Source organism: Bittarella sp. HCP28S3_D9 (assembly GCF_052065655.1).
GTDB classification, from domain to species: Bacteria; Bacillota; Clostridia; order Oscillospirales; family Ruminococcaceae; genus Bittarella; species Bittarella massiliensis.
In genome coordinates this window covers 90,711-111,019 of record NZ_JBQHTP010000005.1, presented here as the reverse complement: position 1 = coordinate 111,019, position 20,309 = coordinate 90,711, and the positions used below count along the sequence as shown (strand labels likewise).

General features: G+C 64.3%; 20 protein-coding genes and 1 riboswitch. Of the genes, 15 read left to right on the top strand and 5 right to left on the bottom strand.

Annotation, left to right across the window (positions count from 1 at the left end):
- The first annotated feature begins 182 nt into the window (after window positions 1-182).
- The 10 genes from ACTNAU_RS04775 (at window position 183) to ACTNAU_RS04730 (ending at window position 10,485) form a co-directional block, all read left to right on the top strand.
- A complete protein-coding gene (locus ACTNAU_RS04775; RefSeq protein ID WP_441097728.1) occupies window positions 183-1,361 on the top strand; it encodes an AI-2E family transporter in 1,179 nt (392 codons plus the stop codon).
- Between the two features lie 183 nt (window positions 1,362-1,544).
- Window positions 1,545-3,122, top strand: coding sequence for a citramalate synthase (gene cimA / locus ACTNAU_RS04770; RefSeq protein WP_441097727.1), 1,578 nt, complete (start codon window positions 1,545-1,547; stop codon window positions 3,120-3,122).
- A 190-nt stretch (window positions 3,123-3,312) separates the two neighbouring features.
- The gene (locus ACTNAU_RS04765; RefSeq protein ID WP_441097726.1) at window positions 3,313-4,188 is read left to right on the top strand and encodes a transporter substrate-binding domain-containing protein; all 876 of its coding nucleotides are present in this window, start codon (window positions 3,313-3,315) and stop codon (window positions 4,186-4,188) included.
- Window positions 4,189-4,330: 142 nt separating this feature from the next.
- Window positions 4,331-5,005, top strand: a complete 675-nt coding sequence (locus tag ACTNAU_RS04760; protein ID WP_256135898.1) for an amino acid ABC transporter permease — start codon at window positions 4,331-4,333, stop codon at window positions 5,003-5,005.
- Window positions 4,992-5,714: an amino acid ABC transporter ATP-binding protein gene (locus ACTNAU_RS04755; RefSeq protein ID WP_216401600.1), complete on the top strand. Its 723-nt coding sequence runs from the start codon at window positions 4,992-4,994 to the stop codon at window positions 5,712-5,714. Before ACTNAU_RS04760 ends, ACTNAU_RS04755 begins: the two co-directional genes overlap by 14 nt.
- Before the next feature lie 71 nt (window positions 5,715-5,785).
- Window positions 5,786-5,895, top strand: a riboswitch (TPP riboswitch).
- Between the two features lie 74 nt (window positions 5,896-5,969).
- A complete protein-coding gene (locus ACTNAU_RS04750) occupies window positions 5,970-6,278 on the top strand; it encodes a thiamine-binding protein (protein WP_021659402.1) in 309 nt (102 codons plus the stop codon).
- Window positions 6,247-7,017, top strand: a complete 771-nt coding sequence (locus ACTNAU_RS04745; RefSeq protein WP_044992507.1) for an ABC transporter permease — start codon at window positions 6,247-6,249, stop codon at window positions 7,015-7,017. Before ACTNAU_RS04750 ends, ACTNAU_RS04745 begins: the two co-directional genes overlap by 32 nt.
- A 21-nt stretch (window positions 7,018-7,038) precedes the next feature.
- Window positions 7,039-8,040, top strand: coding sequence for an ABC transporter substrate-binding protein (locus tag ACTNAU_RS04740; protein ID WP_441097725.1), 1,002 nt, complete (start codon window positions 7,039-7,041; stop codon window positions 8,038-8,040).
- Between the two features lie 11 nt (window positions 8,041-8,051).
- Window positions 8,052-8,807, top strand: coding sequence for an ABC transporter ATP-binding protein (locus ACTNAU_RS04735; protein ID WP_441097724.1), 756 nt, complete (start codon window positions 8,052-8,054; stop codon window positions 8,805-8,807).
- Between the two features lie 502 nt (window positions 8,808-9,309).
- A complete protein-coding gene (locus ACTNAU_RS04730) occupies window positions 9,310-10,485 on the top strand; it encodes an amidohydrolase family protein (RefSeq protein WP_441097723.1) in 1,176 nt (391 codons plus the stop codon).
- A gap of 94 nt (window positions 10,486-10,579) precedes the next feature.
- On the opposite strand, the gene mgtA is transcribed toward ACTNAU_RS04730, so the two are convergent.
- Window positions 10,580-13,228, bottom strand: a complete 2,649-nt coding sequence (mgtA, locus tag ACTNAU_RS04725; RefSeq protein WP_441097722.1) for a magnesium-translocating P-type ATPase — start codon at window positions 13,226-13,228, stop codon at window positions 10,580-10,582.
- A gap of 914 nt (window positions 13,229-14,142) precedes the next feature.
- On the opposite strand from mgtA, the gene ACTNAU_RS04720 reads away from it, so the two are divergent.
- Window positions 14,143-14,889, top strand: coding sequence for a YaaA family protein (locus ACTNAU_RS04720; RefSeq protein ID WP_216401606.1), 747 nt, complete (start codon window positions 14,143-14,145; stop codon window positions 14,887-14,889).
- Between the two features lie 36 nt (window positions 14,890-14,925).
- Here ACTNAU_RS04720 and ACTNAU_RS04715 read toward each other — a convergent pair whose 3' ends face one another.
- Window positions 14,926-16,305, bottom strand: coding sequence for an MATE family efflux transporter (locus tag ACTNAU_RS04715; RefSeq protein ID WP_441097721.1), 1,380 nt, complete (start codon window positions 16,303-16,305; stop codon window positions 14,926-14,928).
- A gap of 387 nt (window positions 16,306-16,692) precedes the next feature.
- Between ACTNAU_RS04715 and ACTNAU_RS04710 the strand changes: the two genes are divergently transcribed.
- Window positions 16,693-17,286, top strand: coding sequence for an RICIN domain-containing protein (locus ACTNAU_RS04710; protein ID WP_021659391.1), 594 nt, complete (start codon window positions 16,693-16,695; stop codon window positions 17,284-17,286).
- Window positions 17,287-17,357: 71 nt separating this feature from the next.
- On the opposite strand, the gene ACTNAU_RS04705 is transcribed toward ACTNAU_RS04710, so the two are convergent.
- Window positions 17,358-17,504: a hypothetical protein gene (locus ACTNAU_RS04705; RefSeq protein ID WP_441097720.1), complete on the bottom strand. Its 147-nt coding sequence runs from the start codon at window positions 17,502-17,504 to the stop codon at window positions 17,358-17,360.
- Window positions 17,505-17,648: 144 nt separating this feature from the next.
- Between ACTNAU_RS04705 and ACTNAU_RS04700 the strand changes: the two genes are divergently transcribed.
- On the top strand, window positions 17,649-18,227 hold the full coding sequence (locus tag ACTNAU_RS04700; protein ID WP_441097719.1) for a rubrerythrin family protein: 579 nt from the start codon (window positions 17,649-17,651) through the stop codon (window positions 18,225-18,227).
- Window positions 18,228-18,293: 66 nt separating this feature from the next.
- Here ACTNAU_RS04700 and ACTNAU_RS04695 read toward each other — a convergent pair whose 3' ends face one another.
- Complete coding sequence (locus tag ACTNAU_RS04695; RefSeq protein WP_044992501.1) at window positions 18,294-18,716, bottom strand: Hsp20/alpha crystallin family protein; 423 nt, start codon at window positions 18,714-18,716, stop codon at window positions 18,294-18,296.
- 224 nt (window positions 18,717-18,940) lie between these two features.
- Here ACTNAU_RS04695 and ACTNAU_RS04690 point away from each other — a divergent pair, with 224 nt between their 5' ends.
- Together ACTNAU_RS04690 and ACTNAU_RS04685 are read left to right on the top strand one after the other, a co-directional pair.
- Window positions 18,941-19,396: a 3D domain-containing protein gene (locus ACTNAU_RS04690; RefSeq protein ID WP_216401609.1), complete on the top strand. Its 456-nt coding sequence runs from the start codon at window positions 18,941-18,943 to the stop codon at window positions 19,394-19,396.
- Between the two features lie 62 nt (window positions 19,397-19,458).
- On the top strand, window positions 19,459-19,806 hold the full coding sequence (locus ACTNAU_RS04685) for an ASCH domain-containing protein (protein ID WP_185916123.1): 348 nt from the start codon (window positions 19,459-19,461) through the stop codon (window positions 19,804-19,806).
- A gap of 64 nt (window positions 19,807-19,870) precedes the next feature.
- Here ACTNAU_RS04685 and ACTNAU_RS04680 read toward each other — a convergent pair whose 3' ends face one another.
- A complete protein-coding gene (locus ACTNAU_RS04680; protein ID WP_185916124.1) occupies window positions 19,871-20,263 on the bottom strand; it encodes a pyridoxamine 5'-phosphate oxidase family protein in 393 nt (130 codons plus the stop codon).
- Between the last annotated feature and the right edge of the window lie 46 nt (window positions 20,264-20,309).

Genomic DNA, 20,309 nt, shown 5'->3' with positions numbered 1-20,309 from the left:
CCCCCCCCAAAACAAACACCCCCCCCCCCCCCCCCCCCCGCCCCCCCCCCCCCCCCCGGGGGGGCGCGGGGGCCCCCTCTTTTGTGGCGGAGAGAAGTCATAAAATATTCAGAAAAAAGGGCGCTGGATGGCGGGGGGATCGTGTATACTGGTAAGCAGAGAAGAGAGAGGGGGAAGAGAGGATGGAGCACAGAGAGGCAAGGCGGATGGTCCGCAAGGCGCTGCCCAACCTGCTCATCGTGTTGGCGGGGGTGCTGCTCTACGCCTTTTTCTCCCACTTTGGGGAGATCTCGCGGGCCGCTGGGGCGGCGCTGGGGCTGCTGGCCCCCTTTTTGGCGGCCTTTGGCATCGCCTATTTGCTGGCCAAGCCCCTCGGGTGGATCGAGCGGCGCTGGCTCTGCGGCGTCAAGAGCCCCCGCGCCCGCCGCATTGCGGCGGTGGGGATCGTCTACCTGCTCTTTCTGGGGCTGATCGCCGCCCTGGTCGCCCTGCTCATCCCCCAGCTCGTCGCCAGCATCCGCAGCCTCATCGCCCAGAGCGGCGGCCTCATCGACCAGGGGAGCGCCTTTTTGCAGCGGGCGCTGGCCGAATACGGCATCGGCCCGGACCGGATCGCCGGCGTCCTCCAGTCCTGGGAGGGGATCTGGGACAAGGCCATCGCCTTTTTGCAGGCCGCCCTGCCCAAACTGGTGGGCTGGTCGATGTCGGTGGGGGGCTTTTTGGTCAAGGCCCTGCTGGCGCTGGTGGCCTCGGTCTACCTGCTCTACAACAAAGAGCGGTTTTGCTCCCAGTGCAAGCGGGTCCTCTACGCCCTCTTTTCGCGGCGGCGGGTGGACGGCGCGCTGCGGGTGGGGGCGCTGGCCCACCGCACCTTCGGCGGCTTTCTCACCGGGCAGATCGCCGACTCGCTGCTGGTGGGGGTGCTCTGCTTCATCGGCACCTCCCTGCTCAAAATCCCCTACGCGCCGCTGGTGAGCGCGGTGGTGGGCTGCACCAACGTCATCCCGGTGTTCGGCCCCTTTTTGGGTGGGGTGCCCTCGGGGCTCATCATCCTCATCGCCGACCCGGTCAAGTGCCTGTGGTTTGTCCTCTTCATCCTCTGCCTGCAGCAGATCGACGGCAACTTCATCTGCCCCCGCATCCTGGGCCAGTCCATCGGCCTCTCCCCCTTCTGGGTGATGCTGTCCATCGTGGTGGGCGGCGGCCTCTTCGGCCCCCTGGGGATGTTTCTGGCCGTGCCCACCTTCTCGGTGCTCTACACCCTCTTTGGCGAGTTTGTCGGCCGGCGGCTGCGGCGCCGGGGCCTCGCCCCCGCGGGGGAGGGGGGCATGCCGCCCCCTCTCGAGGGAAGGGCCGAGTGACCGTCCCCGCCGTGCGGGTCGCCCCCTTGCAGAGGGGCGGCCCGCTTTTTTTGCGCCGGTTGACAGGGGGGCGGGCAGCTTGTAAACTAACAGAGAAAGGGGCGCGTTCGGCCGGTGCGGGCCGCGCCGAAAGCGCCTTGACAAAAGGGCCGTGCGGGCCCGGTACAGAAGGGGCGTTTTGCAGTGGAGAGAGAGCGGGTCTGGCTGTTGGATTCCACCATGCGCGACGGCGCGCAGGGGAAGAACATCTCCTTTTCGGTGGAGGACAAGGTGGAGATCTTGCGGGCCTTGGACCGGCAGGGGATCCCCTATATCGAGGCGGGGAACCCCTCCTCCGGGCCCAAGGACCTGCTCTTTTTTGAGCGGGCGCGGCAGGTCCCCCTGGAGCACAGCAAGCTGGTGGCCTTTGGCGCCACCTGCCGCAAATTCCTCGCCCCGCAGGAGGACCGGGGGATCGCCGCCCTCTGCGAGGCGGGGACTCCGGCGGTCTGCATCTTCGGCAAGAGCTGGGACCTCCACGTGAAGGACGTGCTCAAGACCACCCTGGAGGAAAACCTGCGGATGATCGGGGAGACCGTCGCCTACCTAAAGGGGCAGGGGAAAGAGGTCCTCTACGACGCCGAGCACTTCTTCGACGGCTACCGCCAAAACCCCCGCTACGCCATGGAGACCGTCCGCGCCGCCCGGGACGCCGGGGCCGACTGGGTCGTCCTCTGCGACACCAACGGGGCCACCCTCCCCAGCGAGGTCCGCCGGGCGACCCAGCAGGTCTGCCGGGAGCTGGGCTGCCCGGTGGGCATCCACTGCCACAACGACATCGGCTGCGCCGTGGCGGCCAGCCTGGCGGCGGTGGAGGGCGGGGCGCGGATGGTGCAGGGCACCTATGTGGGCTTTGGCGAGCGCTGCGGCAACGCCAACCTCTCGACGGTGCTCCCCACCCTGCAACTGAAGATGGGCTACCCCTGCGTGGAGAGGGAGCAGATGGCCCGCCTGACCAAGACCGCCCGCATCATCTCCGACGTGGCCAACCTCACCCTGCCCGACAGCATGCCCTATGTGGGGGGCGGCGCCTTCTCCCACAAGGCGGGGATGCACGTGGACGCCGTGCACAAGAACAGTCGTACCTTTGAGCACATCTCCCCCGACCTGGTGGGAAACAAGCGCCACATCCTCATCAGCGAGGTGGGGGGGAAGGCGGTGCTCTACCACAGCATCCGCAAGGTCGACCCCACCATGCCCCCCGACGCCCCCGAGATCACCGAGGTGCTGGAGGACGTGAAGGCCAGGGAGCTGCGGGGCTACCAGTACGAGTCGGCCGAGGCCAGCTTGCAGGTGCTGATCCTCAAGCACCTGGGGATGCACCGCCCCCACTTCAAGTTGGAGCTCTACCGCATCTTCAGCGAACAGGAGTCGGGGGTGTTCAGCACCTCCTCGGCCATCTGCAAGGTGCGGGTGGGGGACCAGTACGAGATGACCGCCGACGAGGGGCGGGGCCCGGTCAACGCCCTGGACAACGCCGTGCGCAAGGCGGTGACCCGGTTTTACCCCGCCATCGCCCGGGTGCGGCTGACCGACTACAAGGTGCGGGTGGTGGAGCAGAGCGCCAACTCGGCCTCCCGGGTGCGGGTGCTCATCGAGTCCACCGACGGCGAAAACGTCTGGACCACGGTGGGGGTCTCCCACGACATCATCCGCGCCTCCCTGCGCGCCCAGGTGGATTCGCTGGAGTACAAGCTCCTCCGGGACGACGGCATCCTGTGACCCCCCATCCGCCCCCTAAAACTGGAAAAAATGCACAGAATTTGAGCGATTGTTTGCGCCCTCTGGTGGAATTGCCAAAAACAGAGGGCGCCTCTGTTTTTCTGTTGACTTTAGCGTGCTACTATGCTACTATGATGAAGCAACAAGGCGGAGACGCCGACACGATGAAAACCAATAGGGGGAATCACAGATGAAACAGATGGATCGAGTGAAGCAAATTTTGGGCATCGCCCTGGCGGCGCTGATGGCGCTGGCCACCTTTACCGGCTGCGGCGCAGCGGCAGCCGACGCCTCTTCCAATGGAGAGGGGCAGGATCTGCTGGCCCAGATCAAAGCCAAGGGCAAGATCGTTGTGGGAATGAACGCGGAATTCGCCCCCTATGAATTCCACGCCATCGTGGACGGCAAGGACACGGTCTCCGGGTTTGACGTCGAGCTGGCAAAGGCCATCGCCAGCGACCTGGGCGTCGAGCTGGAAATCAAGGAGATGGAGTTTGAGGGGCTCATCAGCGCCCTCAACGCCGGGCAGTGCGACGTGCTGATCTCCGGCCTCGCCACCACCGAGAAGCGCCGCCAGCAGGTGGACTTCTCCGACCCCTACTACACCGGCAAAAACCTCCTCTTGATGAACAAGAAAAACACCGCGGGGATGGACAGCGTGGCCGAGTTGGCCGACAACAAGATCGGCATTCAGATGTCCTCCACCCAGCAGGTGTACGCCCAGAACAACTTGGAGCCCCAGGGCACCCAGGTGACCTACATCGGCAGCATGAACACCCTGCTCATGTCCCTCAAGGCCGGGCAGATCGACGGCATCGTCACCGACGACACGGTCTGCCGCACCATGGTCATCTCCAACCCGGACCTGGTCATCAACCAGAACTGCACCTTCCCCAGCGAAAACCCCGGCGAGGACTCCACCGCCGTGGCCATCCCCAAGGGGGAGAGCAGCCTGACAGCCGAAATCAACAAGACCATCGCCCGCCTGAAAGCCGACGGACAGATGGAGAAGCTGGTGGACGAGGCCTGTGCCCTGGCGGCGCAGAACGCCGGCAGCGAGGAATAGCACCCCACACCGCAGAGCAAAAACGGGCGAGCAAAGCCGCCCGTTTTCCTTTGCCGGGATCCCGGCCGGCCCGGCCGGATGCAAACGGGCCAGCGACCGGCCCCCGCCCCGGCGGGAGGGGGCCAGAGAGGAAGATGTCACCGTGAATTTCAGTTTTTGGAGCGGGTACAAGGCCAGCTACTTTTCCAGCCTCTGGATGACTTTGAAGCTCTCCCTTGTCTCGATCCTCTTCGCCACCCTGCTGGGGGTGCTGCTCTATTTTCTCAAGACCTCCCGGCTGGGGTATAAAAAACTTCGCCCCCTGTCCCTTCTCGCCTCGGCCTTTATCGAGGTGATGCGCTGCGTGCCCATGCTGCTTTTGATGATCATCGTCTACTCGGGCAGCAAAATCGCCCTGGGCTTCAACTTCACCTCCTTTCAGGCGGCGGTGATCGCCATTGTCATGAACGCCAGCGTCTACATCTGCGAGGTGGTCCGCGCCGGGATCGAGGCGGTGGACCGGGGCCAGATGGAGGCCGCCCGCAGCCTGGGGATGAGCCGCCGCAAGGCCATGTGGCTGGTGGTGATGCCCCAGGCGGTCAAGAACATCCTGCCGGCCATCGGCAACGAGTTCGTGGGGGTCATCAAAAACTCCTCCATGGCCTCGGTCATCGGGGTGGCGGAGCTGCTCTTCACCTCGAAAAACATCTCCGGCGCCACCTTCCTGCCCCTGGAACCCCTGCTGGTGGCCGCCGCCTTCTACTTCGTTTTGACCTTTACCCTGGGGCGGCTGATGCTCTGGGTGGAGAGGAGGTACAAAGTCAGTGATAACCGTTAAAGATCTGTACAAATCCTTCGGCGAAAACGGGGTGCTCAAGGGCATCTCGGAAACGGTGGAAAAGGGCGAGGTGGTGGTGGTCATCGGCCCCTCTGGCTCGGGCAAATCCACCTTTCTGCGCTGCCTCAACCTGTTGGAGCGGCCCACCTCGGGGACCATTGTCTTTGAGGGGCAGGAGATCACCGGCAAGCGCTTTGACGAGGACAAACTGCGGGAGAAGATGGGGATGGTCTTTCAGCAGTTCAACCTCTTCCCCCACAAGACGGTGCTGCAAAACGTGACCATGGCCCCCATCAAGGTCAAGGGCCAGAAGCCGGAAGCCGCCCGGAAGCGGGGGCTGGAACTGCTGGAGATGGTGGGCCTTTCGGACAAGGCCGACAGCTACCCGAACTCCCTCTCGGGCGGGCAGAAACAGCGGGTGGCCATCGCCCGCGCCCTGGCCATGGACCCGGACGTGATGCTCTTTGACGAGCCCACCTCGGCCCTGGACCCCGAGATGGTGGGGGAGGTGCTGGCGGTGATGAAGCAGCTGGCCCAGGGGGGGATGACCATGGTGGTGGTCACCCACGAGATGGGCTTTGCCCGGGAGATGGGGGACCGCATCCTCTTCATGGACGACGGGGTCATCGTGGAGCAGGGCAGCCCGGAGGAGCTCTTCGGCAACCCCCAAAACCCCCGCACCGTCGACTTCCTCTCCAAGGTGCTTTGAGCGGGGGAGGGGCAAAAAAGAAATTGACAAACCCCAACCGGTGGGGTATGATGAAGTCGCTATCAAAAACAAATAGTCAAACGGGGGGCTGGCGTAAACCGGCTGAGATTGGGCAGTGACCTGCCCTGACCCGCGAACCTGTACGGATAATGCCGGCGTAGGGATTTGTCAGCAAGGGAACAGACTGCCAAGGCTGTACGGGTGCGCGCCCGTGCAGCCTTTTTTGCGCTGCGATGAGAGAAGGAGGAAGAAAAAATGAGTGAAAAACAGCCGGAGTGCAGCATTGCCATCCAGGTCCTGCCCAAGGTGGAGGGCGAGGAGGTCATCCGCGTGGTGGACGAGGTCATCGCCTACCTGAAATCCAGCGGTCTGCCGGTCTTTGTGGGCCCCTTTGAGACCACGGTGGAGGGCCCCTTTGACCAGTTGATGGAGATGGTCAAGGAGTGCCAGAAGATCTGTATCCGCGCCGGCGCGCCGGGGGTCAGCTCCTACGTGAAGATCGCCTACAATCCGAGTGTGGGGGTGTGGTCCATTGACAAAAAGGTCACGAAGCATCACCAGTAAACTCTACCCCTTTGCCCTCATCGCCCTGCTGCTGGCGATCTGGAGCGGCATCTCCTACTTCGGCGTCCTGCCGGGGTATATGCTGCCCTCCCCCTGGGCGGTGGCGCGGGCCTTTGTCAAGGACTTCGGGCTCTTGATGGACCACGCCCGCATCTCCCTCTGGGAGTCCTTTCTGGGGCTGTTTTGCAGCACCGCCCTGGCCTTTGTGCTGGCGGTGCTGATGGACCGCTTCCTCTTTTTGCACCGCTCGGTCTACCCGCTGCTGGTGCTCACCCAGACGGTGCCCTCCATCGCCATCGCCCCGCTGCTGGTGCTCTGGTTTGGCTACGGCCTCACCCCCAAGGTGCTGCTGATCGTCATCGTCTGCTTTTTCCCCACGGTCATCGGGCTGCTCTCGGGCTTTGCCGCGGTGGACCGGGACGTGATCCGCCTCTTCACCTCCATGGGGGCCTCCAAGTGGCAGATCCTGTGGCAGGTGAAGATCCCCTCGGCGCTGCCCCACTTCTTCTCGGGCTTTCGCATCGCCGCCTCCTACTCCATTGTGGGCGCGGTGGTGGCCGAGTGGCTGGGGGGCGAAGGGGGCCTGGGCGTCTACATGACCCGGGTGCGCAAGTCCTATGCCTTTGACAAGATGTTCGCCGTCATCTTTTTGGTGAGCATCATCAGCCTGCTGCTGCTCAAGCTTGTGGGCTGGGCGGAGAAGAAGGCAATGCCCTACAACCAAAAACAGAAGTCTTGAAAATCGAGGAGAAAAGAAGAGATGAAGATGAAAAAGTGCTTGGCTGTCCTGCTGGCCCTCACCCTGTGCGCCCTGCCCCTGAGCGGGTGCAAAAAGGGCGACTCCGGCGAAAAAGACGGCCTGACCGACATCACCGTGGTGCTGGACTGGGTGCCCAACACCAACCACACCGGCATGTACGTGGCCCTGGAAAAGGGCTATTATGAGGAGGCGGGGCTCAAGGTGCACATCCAGCAGCCCCCCGAGGACGGCGCCCTCTCCCTGCTGGCCGGCGGCAAGGCCCAGTTCGCCGTCAGCGTGCAGGAGCAGATCGCCGCCGCCCTCGCCTCGGACAGCCCGCTGCCGGTGACCGCCGTGGCCTCTATCATCGACCACAACACCTCCGGCATCATCTCCCTGAAGGAGACCGGCATCCGCTCCCCCAAAGACCTGGAGGGCAAGCGCTACGCCGCCTGGGACAGCCCCTTTGAAAAGGCCACCCTCACCGACATCATGTCCGCCGACGGGGGGGACTACGACAAGGTGAAGATGATCCCCAACAGCGCCACCGACCTGATCACCGCCCTGAACACCGACATCGACGCCGCCTGGATCTTTTACGCCTGGGACGGGGTCGCCTGCAAGGTCAAGGGGATGGACTTTGACTACATGAACATGAAGGACCTGAACCCTGTCTTTGACGAGTACACCCCCCTCCTGGCCTCCAGCAACGCCTTTTTGCAGGAGCACCCCGACCAGGCCCGGGCCTTCTTGGCCGCCACCGCCAAGGGGTACCAGTACGCCATGGAAAACCCGGAGGACGCCGCCAAGATCCTGGTCAAGCACGCCCCCGAGATCGACGAGGCGATCGCCGTCGAGAGCCAGAAGTGGCTGGCCGACCAGTACCAGGGCGACAAGCCCCACTGGGGCACCTTTGACCCAACGCGCTGGGGGAACTTCTTCAAGTGGATGGAGGAGAAGGGCCTGGTGGACAGGGACATCAGCACCGAGGGCTTTACCAACGACTACCTGCCCGCCCAGTGAGGGGAAACGCCATGTCTTTTTTTACCGCCGAAAAAATCACCAAGTCCTATGACGGGCGCACTATCATCCGCGACATCGACCTGCGGGTGGAGGAGGGGGAGATCGTCTGCCTGCTGGGGGTCAGCGGGATCGGCAAGACCACCCTCTTCAACGTCCTCTCCGGGCTGGAGCCGGCCGACAGCGGCCGGGTGACCCTGGACGGGGCCGACATCACCGGCCGCACCGGGGTGGTCAGCTACATGCAGCAAAAGGACCTGCTGCTCCCCTTCAAGACGGTGCTGCAAAACGTCTGCGTCCCCCTGCGGCTGCAGGGGGTGGGGCGCAAGGAGGCCCGGGAGCGGGTGCGCCCCTACTTTGCGCAGTTCGGCCTGGCGGGGTGCGAGGACCAGTACCCCAACCAGCTTTCGGGGGGGATGCGGCAGCGGGCCGCCTTCCTGCGCGCCTACCTCTTTTCCAGCAAGATGATGCTGCTGGACGAGCCCTTTGGCGCCCTGGACGCCATCACCAAGTCGCAGATCCACAGCTGGTACCTGCAGGTGATGGAGGCCGTTCGCTCCTCCACCCTCTTCATCACCCACGACATCGACGAGGCGATCCTCCTCTCCAACCGCATCTACATCCTCACCGGCGCCCCCGGGGAGATCGGGCTGGAGCTGCCGGTGCACTGCAGCGGCAGGCGGGACGCCGACTTTCCCCTCACCGACGAGTTCCGGGAGACCAAGCTGCGCATCCTCCACTTCATCCGCCAGTCGGTGGAGGTGGAGTAAAGGGCAGCCCGTTCGCCTTCCCACATCGACAGCCCGCCCGGATGGCGGGCTGTTTTTGGTTGCAATTTTGGCGGCCCCTTTCCGGGGAGGGCCAGAGGACCTTTGCACCAGGCTTCCCGAGAGGGAAGGGCGCGAAAGGCGCAACGAGCAAGGCGATTTTGGAGATGGATGGCAAAAAATAGTCGCCCAGACGACCGGTTTGCCGATGGCGGTGCGGGTCGTCCGGTCCTGAAATTTCGGTGTCCCTTGCGGAACGAAACCCGCATGATGTCCTTTTAGGGCCGGCGCATCCCCCCGTTCAACGGGCGGCTTTGATTGCCCGCGCCGCCCTCCACTCCCCTTTTATGGGCCCTTTTCCCGGCGGCAGGGAGGGGGCCCCGCGGAGAGCGCCTTTCACCGGTTGGGAAAAAGTGAAAATTTTACCGCTTTCCACCTTTAAAATCCATCGGGAATGGAGTATAATAGGCCCATCGAAAAAGGAAAGAAAAGGAGGATCTTGCAAGTGAAACAGACCTTTATCACCGGCGGCAACATCGTGGATGTGGAGGCCGGAACGGTTCTCACCGGCAGCAGCATTTTGGTGGAGGACGGGCTCATCAAAGAGGTGGGTGTCCTACAGGCCCCCGAGGGGGCGGAGGTGATCGACCTCAAGGGCGCCACCGTCCTGCCGGGGCTCTTCAACTGCCATACCCACATGAACCTGGCGCCGGTGGCCAACCCCACCTACACCGAGACCGACGCCCAGGTCACCATGTTCTCCCTGGAGCAGCTGAAGATGCACATCCAGTCGGGGGTGACCTTCATCCGAGATGTGGGCGGCATCCACTACATCGACGTGGACATCCGCGACGAGGCCAAGGCCGGCAAGATCCTCGCCCCGGACATGCAGGTCTCGGGCAAGTGCATCTGCATGACCGGCGGGCACGGCTGGTCCATGGGGCGGGAGGCCGACGGTCCCGACGACTGCCGCAAGGCCGCCAGAGAGCAGCTCAAGGCGGGGGCCGACTGGGTCAAGGTGATGGCCACCGGCGGCGTCATGACCAAAGGGGTGGAGCCGGGGTCCCCCCAGCTGGGCGAGGACGAGCTGCGGGCCGCCATTGAGGAGGCCCACAAGGTGGGGGCCAAGACCTGTACCCACGCCCAGGGGATGACCGGCATCAAAAACGCCCTGCGGGCGGGGGTCGACTCCATCGAGCACGGCTTTTTTATGGACGACTGGTGCTTTGACTACATGAAGGAGCACGGCGTCTACTACGTGCCCACCCTGGCGGCGGTGCACTGGATCGTGGTCAAGGGCACCGAGGCGGGCATTGCCGACTACGTGGTGCGCAAGGCCGAAAACGCGGTGGAGGCCCACCTGGACACCTTCCGCCGCGCCCACGAGGCCGGGGTCAAGATCGCCCTGGGCACCGATGCGGGCACCCCCTTCAACAGCCACGCCATGACCGCCTACGAGATGGTGCTGATGGTGAAGGCGGGCATGACCCCCATGGAGGCCATCCGCACCGGCACCATCAACGCCGCCGAGCTCTGCTCGGTGGAGGACAGCTTGGGCAGCATCGCCCCGGGCAAAAAGGCCCACCTGGCGGTCTTTGCCGAGAACCCGGTGGAAAACATCGAGGCCGCCCTCAACTGTGTGATGACCATCAAAAACGGCGAGGTCGTCTACCGGGCGTAGGACCCTCTTGTAAAGAGCGCCAAAAGGCCTGGAAAACCAAACGGTTTTCCAGGCCTTTTTTGCCCGTTTTGCCCGCCGCGGGAGAGGGGGGCGGTTACAGCCACTCGCCCCAGTGCCTGACATAGAGCCGCTTGACCAGCTGGGAGGCCACGCAGTAGCCGCCCAGCAGCAGGGCCAGACAGGGGAGGAAGGCCAGGGGCAGGGGGCGCAGGTCGATGGCTGCAGCCGCCGGCCCAAAGCCCAGAAAGAGGGCCACGGCCCCCACCACCCCGGTGGAGAGGGCCAGGGGCAGGGCGGCCCTGCTCTGCACAAAGGGGATGCGGGCGGTGCGGATCATGTGCACCACCGCGATCTGCGACAGGGTGCCGAAGACAAAGCAGCCGCACTGAAAGAGGGGGGCCAAACCCGCTGTATTCGCCCCCAGCCAGAACCAGAGCATCAGGTAGAGGGCGATGTCGAATAGCGAGCTGAGGGGCCCCATGATCAGCATGAAGCGCTGGATGGTGCCGGTCTCCCAGCGGCGGGGGGAGCGGAGGTAGGCGGCGTCCACCCGGTCGAAGGGGATGCCCAGCTGGGCGAAGTCGCAGAGGAGGTTTTGGATGAGGATGTGCACCGGCAACAGGGGGAGGAAGGGGAGAAAGAGGCTGGCCACCATCACCGAAATCATGTTGCCGAAGTTGCCGCTGGCGGCCATCTTGATGTATTTGACGATGTTGCCGAAGGTGCGACGCCCCTCCAGCACCCCCTCTTCCAAGACCATCAGGTCCTTTTTCAGCAGGATGATGTCGGCGGTCTCCTTGGCGATGTCCACGGCGCTGTCCACCGAGATGCCCACGTCCGCCTGGCGCATGGCCGGGGCGTCGTTGATGCCGTCGCCCATGTAGCCCACCGTGTGCCCGGCGCGCTGAAAGGCCTCCACCACCCGGCTCTTCTGCAGGGGGGAGAGCTTGGAGAAGAGCTGGCAGCGCTGCACGGCCTCGCCCAGGGCGCTGTCGTCCATCTCCTCCACCTGGGCGCCGGTGAGCCGGTGACCGGTGTCGATGCCCACCTTGCCGCAGACCTTGACGGCCACCCCCTCGCTGTCCCCGGTGAGGACCACCGTGCGCACCCCGTGTTGGCGCAGGGCGGCGACAGCGGCCCCGCTGCTCTCCTTGGGCGGGTCGAGAAAGCCGATGAAGCCCAGCAGCACCATCTCCCGCTCGTCGGCCACCGAGAAGTTTTCGGCCGCCGGGAGCTCGTTTTTCTGGGCGACGGCGATCATCCGCAGCCCCTCGGCGCTGTGGGCGGCGCAGAGGGCGAGGGCCGCCTGCCGCACGTCGGGGGTCAGGGGCAAAATGGCCCCGTCCAGCTCGGCGAAGGCGCAAATCGAGAGCACCTCCTCCACCGCCCCCTTGGTGATGAGCTGCCGCTTGCCGCTGCCGTCGGACAGCACCACGCTCATCCGCCGGCGGCTGAAGTCAAAGGGAATCTCGTCCACCCGGGTGTAGCCCTCCAGCAGCGGGGGGAGGCCGTTTTCCCCGGCGCGGCCGATGATGGCCAGGTCGATGAGGTTTTTGAGCCCGGTCTGAAAGGCGCTGTTGAGGTAGGCGTGGCGGAGGATGCGCAGGTCGTCCCCGCCCCGCACGTCCATGTACTTTTCCAGCACGATCCGGTCCTCGGTGAGGGTGCCGGTCTTGTCGGTGCAGAGCACATCCATCTCGCCGAAGGTCTGGATCGAGCTGAGGGTCTTGACGATGGTCTGGTGTTTGGACATGGCCACCGCCCCCTTGGCCAGGGTGGAGGTCATGATCATGGGCAGCATTTCGGGGGTGAGACCCACGGCGATGGTGACGGCGAAGAGGAGGGCGCCGCCCCAGTCCCCCTTGGTGAAGCCGTTGACCAGAAAGATGACCGGCACCATCGCCAACATGAAGCGGATGAGCAGCCGGCTGACCCCGTCCACCCCCCGCTCAAAGCTGTTTTTGGCCCGGTCGCCCGACAGGCTCTGGGCCATGGAGCCGAAGTAGGTGTCGTTCCCGGTGGCCACCACCAGGGCGGTGGCGCTGCCGCTGATCATGTTGGAGCCCATAAAGCCCAGGTCCCCCAGATCGGTGAGGGCCCCCTCTTCGCCCCCGGGCAGCTGGGCGAACTTCTCCACCGGGGCCGATTCCCCGGTGAGGGCCGCCTGGGAGAGAAAGGCGTCCTTGGCGGCGAGGAAGCGGACGTCCCCGGGGATGATGTCCCCCGCCGAGAGGCGGACCACGTCCCCCGGCACCACCTGGTCGATGGGGATGGAGCGGGTCTCGCCCTCCCGCACCACGTCGACTTGGTTGGAGATCATCGACTGCAGGGCGGCCGCGGCCTTGCCCGAGCGCTCGCCCTGCACAAAGGAGACCAGGCCCGACAGCCCCACCAGGGCCAGCACGATGACGACGGTGGTGACGTCGCCGCTCTGGGAGAGAAGGACGTCGGTGACAAAGGTGATGGCCGCCACCAGCAGTAAAACCAGGTTAAAGGGGTTGACAAAGGCCTGCCCCAGCCGGTAGAGAAGGCCGTGGCGCGCCTCGCTGCGAATGCGGTTGGGGCCGCACTCCTCCAATCTCTCGGCGGCGGCAGCGGCCGAGAGGCCGCGGGGGCCGCTGCCCTGCAATTGCAGGGCCTCCTCCCCGGTGCAGCGGGCGTAGGGGCGCAGCAGCTCCTCGCTGGCCCGGCGTTTTTGAATGGCGCGGTTGGAACCGGCGCCGCTGTGTCTTTGCAGAAACATCTTGCATCATCCTCTCCATTCCAGTGTTGCCAAAAATGCAGAGCTGGATGAACAGGACCGGACGAAACTGTCTCTTTTTTTCGCCGCCTGGGCGACGGACTGCGCGCCCCCTACCGAAAGCGAGAGGGGAGAGGCCGCGCAGCGGCGCACAGGGCGATCCACCCCGGAGGGCAGTCGGGTCCGGCCGATTTGTCCCTCCACCTTCGAACGCGCATCCTCTCACCTCCCGATGTACACAGTGTATGGGGGCGCCTGTCTCTGCGCCCCCGTTTGGCCCTCCCATTATACGGCCGTCAGGGGGTGGGAACAAGGGCCAATTGCCACGAAGATAGGGGTGTGCCCGGGCGAAATTTTGGGCATTTGGGGCAGGAAAGCGCCCTCTGCCTTGGGGCGGCTGCGGGAAAAAAGACGGTTGACAACCGCTGTCGGGAAGGGTAAACTAAAAACAAAGTTACACAATGCTAACCGTTGGGCGCGGCGCGCTGCAAAGGGGAGAGAGGGTGGCCGCAAAGACCCGGGCAAAGGGGCTGTGCGGGGCGCAGCTGACGGCGGCAAGGCTGCGCTACCCACTCATTTTTAAAAAGAGGGCGGGCGGCTGCGCTCGGCCGACCGGGCGCGGCGGCTGGGGGTTACTCGGGCCAGCGTCGAACGGATGCTGCCGGCCCTGACGGCAGACGATCTGGTGACCCAGCGGGAGGGGTGGCCGTGCCTGACCCCCGCCGGAGGGCAGGCGGCCCGGGCACAGGCGGCGCGCTACTGACAGGTGGGGGAGTGCCTCTGCCGCCTCCCCGACCTCCTGCCCCAGGCGGTGCTGGCCCTCGGGCTGGACAGCCGCTGAAGCCCAGCTGTTGACTGGCACGCGCCGCCGACCTGTGGTACACTAGAAGAAAATTGGGAGAGAGGAGGGGAGAGCGATGCGGGCTTTTTTGTCCCCCGCCAAGCAGATGCGCCCCTACACCCGCCCCGACGCGGTCCTGCGCGCCCCCCGCTTTGCCGCCGACGCTGCGCAGCTGGCGGGGCAGCTGCGGGAGTTGGCCCCCTGGCAGCTGGAGAGTTTGATGAAGATCAGCCCCAAGCTGGGGCTGCAGGCCTTTTCCCTCTACCAGGAGTTTGGGGTGGAGCGGCCCCTGGCCCCCGCCCTCTACGCCTATGTGGGGCTGCAGTACAAGTACCTGGCCCCCGAGGACTTTACGGGCGAGGAGCTGGCCTTTGCCGACGCCTGCCTGCGCATCGGCAGCGGCCTCTACGGCCTGCTGGCCCCCTGTGACGGGGTGTCCCCCTACCGGCTAGAGATGGGCTGCAAGCTGGCGGTGGGGGAGAGCCGCGACCTCTACGCCCACTGGGGCGACCGGCTGGCAAAGGCCCTCTTTGAGGGGGGCGAGCCGGTGCTCAACCTGGCATCGGGGGAGTACGCCCGCGCTATTGCCCCCCACCTGGGCGGCGGGGAGGAGTGGATCACCTGCCGGTTTTTGGTGCGCCGGGGGCGGGCGCTCAAGTGCCTCCCCACCGAGGCGAAGATGGCCCGGGGGCGGATGGCGCGCTACCTGGTCAAGCACCGGGTGACAGACCCGCGCGCCGTCCGGGATTTCTGCGAGGACGGCTACCAGTTCTTGCCCCGTCTGTCGGGGGAGAGGACCTACACCTTTGCCAAGGGGCTGTAAAAAAGGGCTGGACCCGCATGGGTCCAGTCCTTTTTCTCATTTCTCGCCGGCCATCCCCTCGTCGGGGGAGGGCTCCTCCTGGGGGAGGAGGCGGCGCAGGGTGGCCAGATAGGTGGGGATGATCAGGGCGCAGGAGCCCAGCCAGGCCAGGGGGGAGGCCAGGCAGACGCCGGCGTAGCCGATGAACCGGGCCAGCACCAGGGCGGCGGCCACCCGCATCACCAGCTCAAAAACGCCGGCCACCATGGGGACCATGGCCCGCCCCATCCCCTGGATGGTGTTGCGGTAGACAAAGACGCAGCCCAGCAAAAAGTAGAAGACGGAGACCAAGTTGAGATAGGTCTGGGCCTGGGTGAAGACGGTGGGGTCGGCCTCCCCCACAAACAGCCGCACCAGCGGGTGCCCCAGGCCGATGACCAGCCCCGCCCCGGCCAGGGAGAACGCCAGGGAGAGAAGGGTGGACTTGCGCACCCCATCCCGGATGCGGCGGTACTTTCCGGCGCCGTAGTTCTGGGCGGAAAAGGTGGCGATGGCCACCCCGATGGAGGCCAGGGGCTGGGTGGCCAGCTGGTCGATCTTCGAGGCGGCGGTAAAGGCCGCCACTGTAGTGGAGCCAAATCCGTTGAGCACCCCCTGCACCACGATGCTGCCCACGGCGATGATGCAAAACTGAAAGGCCATGGGGGTGGCGATGCGCAGGTGCTCCCAGGCAAAGCGGCCGCGCCAGGCCCAGTCCTCCCGGTGCAGCCGCAGGATGGCAAAGCGCCGAAAGATGTAGAGCAGGCAGAGCAGCCCGGAGAGGACCTGGGCGATGACGGTGGCCCAGGCGGCCCCGGACACCCCCATGCCGAAGTTGACGATGAAGACGATGTCCAGCACCACGTTGCAGACCGAGGCGATGATGAGGAAGAACAGCGGGGTGCGGCTGTCCCCCAGGGCCCGGATGACGCTGGAGAGGAGGTTGAAAAAGAGGGAGGCGAAGATGCCAGCGAAGATCACCGACAGGTAGCGGTAGGCGTCGTCGATGATGTCGGCGGGGGTGTTCATCCCCTCCAGCAGGGGGCGGGCGGCCAGCAGGCTGACGGCGGTGAGCAGCAGGGTGAACCCGGCGCTGAGGAGGATGGAGGTGGTGAAGGAGCGGCGGACCCCCGCGGCGTCCTGCGCGCCGAAGCGCTGGGCGGTGATGACCGCCAGCCCCCCGGCCAGGCCCTGGGCAAACCCCAGCACCAAGAACATGATGGAGCCGGTGGCCCCCACCGCGGCCAGCGCGTTCACCCCCAGGGTGCGCCCCACGATGATGGTGTCGGCCATGTTGTAAAACTGTTGAAACAAGTTTCCGATGAGGAGGGGAAAAGAGAAGGTGAGCAGCAGGCGGATGGGGCTGCCCTGGGTCATGTCGCGGGTCACGGCGATCATCCTTTCTTGACGGTTCCGGGGGAACCGGTTTTTTAATAACTCTTCTATCGTATTCCTTTTTAGCGCCAGGTCAAGGCGACAGAGAGATTTTGGGAAAAACTGTGCATCTGTCCAATTGTGGGGGGAGAGGTACAGAGTTTTTGGGGAAGAGTTGGAGAAAGCCAACCCCTATCGACGGGCTTCGTCCCCCTTTGCGCCCGGGGAACCGGACGCAAAGGGGGAAAAACCGCTTTACAAAGCGAAAAATTTGCCTTTTTTTCAAAAAATGGTATACTGAATACACGATATCACCGGCAGTCTTGCCTTTATACATAGTATTGTTTTGTCGACGATCCCTGCCGCCGGTTTATAAATGAGACGACTATTTGGAGAGAAGGAGCCAACACCATGCCTGCAAAAGAGACAAGCTTGAAACTGACCGCCACCAAGGTCTACACCATTTCCGCCAAGGACAGCACCAAAGTGATCGAGGCCGCCGGCGAGGGCCGCGAGGCCATCTACCTGGCCGAGGCGGGCGCCGCCAAGGAGCAGCAGTGGCAGTTTAAAAAAGAGGGGCGCTTTTACAAGATCCTCAACAAGGGCACCGGCAAGTGCCTGGACGTAGAGATGGGCGGCACCGACAACGGCACCCGCCTGCACCAGTGGGAGTTCGCCGGCGGCGACAACCAGCTCTGGTTTTTAGAGGAGATCGGCGAGAACCTGGTGCGCATCAAATCCAAGCAGACCGGCAAGTGCCTCGACATCGTCGACATGGCCAAGTGCGACGGCGCCCAGCTGCAGATCTGGGACGACGTGGCCGGCGACAACCAGGCCTGGCTGATCACCGACGTGACCCCGGCCAAAAAGACGGTGACCCGCACCTCCAAGACCGCTTCTAAGACGGCTGCCAAAAAGCCCGCCGCCAAGAAGGCACCGGCCAAGAAACCGGCTGCCAAGAAGCCCGCCGCCAAAAAGGCGGCCCCCAAAACCGAAGAGAAGTAGCGCTTTTCACACCGCGACAAAAGGCGGGGAGGCCCATTGGGCCTCCCCGCCTTTTTCGCGCAGTGGACGCGCTAGCGGTCCATCAGCTTCTCTGCGTACTGGCGCAGCTCCTCCTGCGAGGAAAACTCGACTCCCGTCTGCTTGATGGTCTCCTGAATCAGTTTGGGCAGGCCGGCAAAGTAGCCGTCCTCGCTCAGGTGTGCGGTAAACTCGTTCATCTCCCGATCCTCCTTGTCAAATGGCGCTGTACTGCTAGTCTGCGCCGGCGGCCGCCGGGTTATTCCGGCGGCCTTTCTCTTTGTGCATACCCCCTGCAAAAAATTGCCATACTCAAGGCAGCAAAACGAGAGGGGGCTTCTTTTTTGAAGCTGCAAGACAGCAAGACAAAAGAACATTTGATGCGCGCCTTTGACGGCGAGTGCCAGGCCCGCACCCGCTATCTGCTGGCGGCCGACGGGGCCGAGAGGGAGGGCTGCCTGACCGTCTGCCGGACCTTCCGCCAGACGGCAAAAGAGGAGGAGGCCCACGCCCGCGCCTTTTACCGGCTGCTGGCCCCGTTGGCGGGCAGCCAGATCGAGTTCACCGCCGCCTACCCGGTGCACAGCGGCGACCTGGGCGCCTCCCTGCGGGACGCGCAGGAGGACGAGTACCGGGAGTGGGAGCTCTACGCCGCCCTCTCCCAAATCGCCCGGGACGAGGGCTTTTTGCAGGCGGTGGCCCTCTTTCTGGCGGTCTCCTCGGTGGAGAAGACCCACGGGGACCGCTTTGGGCAGTTGGCGGCCCAGGTCGAGGGGGGGACCCTCCTGCGGGCGCGGGAGGCGCGCGGCTGGCGCTGCCAGCGCTGCGGCTTCCCCGCCTACGACTGCGCCCCGCCCCAAAACTGCCCCCTCTGCGGCGGCGAGCAGGGGGGATTTGCGCGCTCCGGCGGGGGAGAGGGCTGACTTGGCGACTTAGACGGGGGAGAAAAAAGGGGCCGCGCCCTGCGGCGCGGCCCCTTTGCGGGTGTACTAGCGGATCTCGATTTGGTGGGACGGGGGAGTGATGGTGGGCTCTTTGGGCAGGGTGACGGTCAGCACCCCGCTCTTGTACTCGGCGTCGATGCCGTCGGCCTGGATGCCGGCGACGCTGAAACTCCTGGTGTAGGAGCCGCTTCTGCGCTCCCGCCGCAGGTAGTTGCCGTGGCGGTCCTCCTTGGACTCGTCGTGCTGGGCGGTGATGGTCAGGGTGTCGCCCTTGAGGTCCACCTTGATGTCCTTTTTCTCAAACCCCGGCAGGTCGGCTTTCAAAACGTATTTGTCCGGCTTTTCGATGATGTCGGTGCGAAACTGGGAAAAGTCGCTGCCGAAATCGCCAAACAGCTGCTTTTCCAATTTGTCCAGCTCGTGGAACGGGTTGTTGCGGATGGTCCCAAAAGGCATGAGTTCAAACATTGTCGATTCCTCCATTTCTCATTCTCTGCTGTGAACGGGTTTTCGGACTCCATTTGCGGGGTCACATTCGATTGTGTCCCATTGGAAATCCCCTCTTTCTCTTCCTTACAACTGCAGTATACTGCGCATTTGTGACAAATCAAGGGATGAAATATGAATAATTTTAAAATGATTAGCAATCAAAATAATAGAGTGCTAAAATTTGAAAAAGGGGTGGGTGTATTGTGAAACGCCGGTTTGTGGCCCTGCTGTTCTGCGCCTTCTCCCCCTTCCTCCTCACCGGTGGCAGCGGGGCGGGGGGCGCGCTGACCGCCCGCCCCTGTGCGGCCGTCTCCGCCCATCTTCCCGCGATGGAGGAGGGGGGCCCCGCCACCCCCTTTGCGGCGGAGGAACTGGGGGAATTCACCCTCTGCGCCTACTGTACCGAGCGCTACGCGCACATCTGCGGCGGCTCGGACACCACCCGCAGCGGCGACCCGGTCTGCGCGGGGGTGACGGTGGCGGTGGACCCCGAAGTCATCCCCCTGGGCTCCACCCTCTACATTGAGGGGATCGGCTTTCGCAAGGCGCAGGACACCGGCAGCGCCATCCGCGGCCAGACCATCGACCTGGCGGTGGGCCGGCACAGCGACGCCCTCTCGTTCGGGGTGCAGCACCGCCGGGTCTGGCTGGTGCAGTGACCCCTTTTCAAAGCCTGCCGGTTGTGGTATGCTTTGAAAAAAAGAGAAGAGGGGGACGCGCGATGCGCCGCCAACTGGACATCAACCCCAAGGCGTTTGGGAATATTTTAAACGGCTCAAAGGAGTTTGAGCTGCGGCTGTACGACCGGGAGACCTGGGATCTGCAGCTGGGGGACGAGATCGTATTCACCGACTTTGCCGACCGCAGCCGCCGGCTGGTGGTGCGGGTGGAGGGGCTGCTGCGCTACCCCACCTTTCGCGCCCTCTTTTCCGACCTGGAATACGGCCGCTGCGGCCCGGCGGACAGCTTGGAAAGGAAGATGGCGGGCATCTACCAGTACTACACCCCCGCCCAGGAAGAGGCGGCCGGGGTGGTGGCCATCAAGATGCGGCTGCTGGAGCAGCTGTAAGGCATAAAAACAAAAAAAGCAGAGGCGCCCGCTGGGGGCGGCTCTGCTTTTTATCTGCAAAAATTTACAGCAGTTTGGTGGGCTCCCCCTCCTCGGGGTAGAGCAGGGCGGTCAGCCCGTCCAGGTAAAAGACCACGTACTCGGGGTTTTCGGGGGTGCCGTAGATGGCGTCCAGGGCGGGGTCGGCGACAAACATGGCCTCTTTGGCGGCCTTGTCGTCTACAAAGACGGCCTTTCCGCACAGGCGCAGCCACTCCTCCCCCTTGAGGGCGCAGATCTCGCATTTGGGATTGGCCGCCAGCTGGCGGTACACGGCTTTGGTGTTCTCGGTGCAGAAAAACAGCTTTCCCTCAAACTCCATCACCGAGCCGAAGGGCCGCACCCGGGGCTGGCCGCCGTCGTCGGTGGCCAGGAAGAAAGCGCCGGCATCTTGCAGGAAAGAGACGATTTCACGCATAGAAAGACCTCCCAAATTTTGTGTTGGCAATCTCTGCCACACCCCT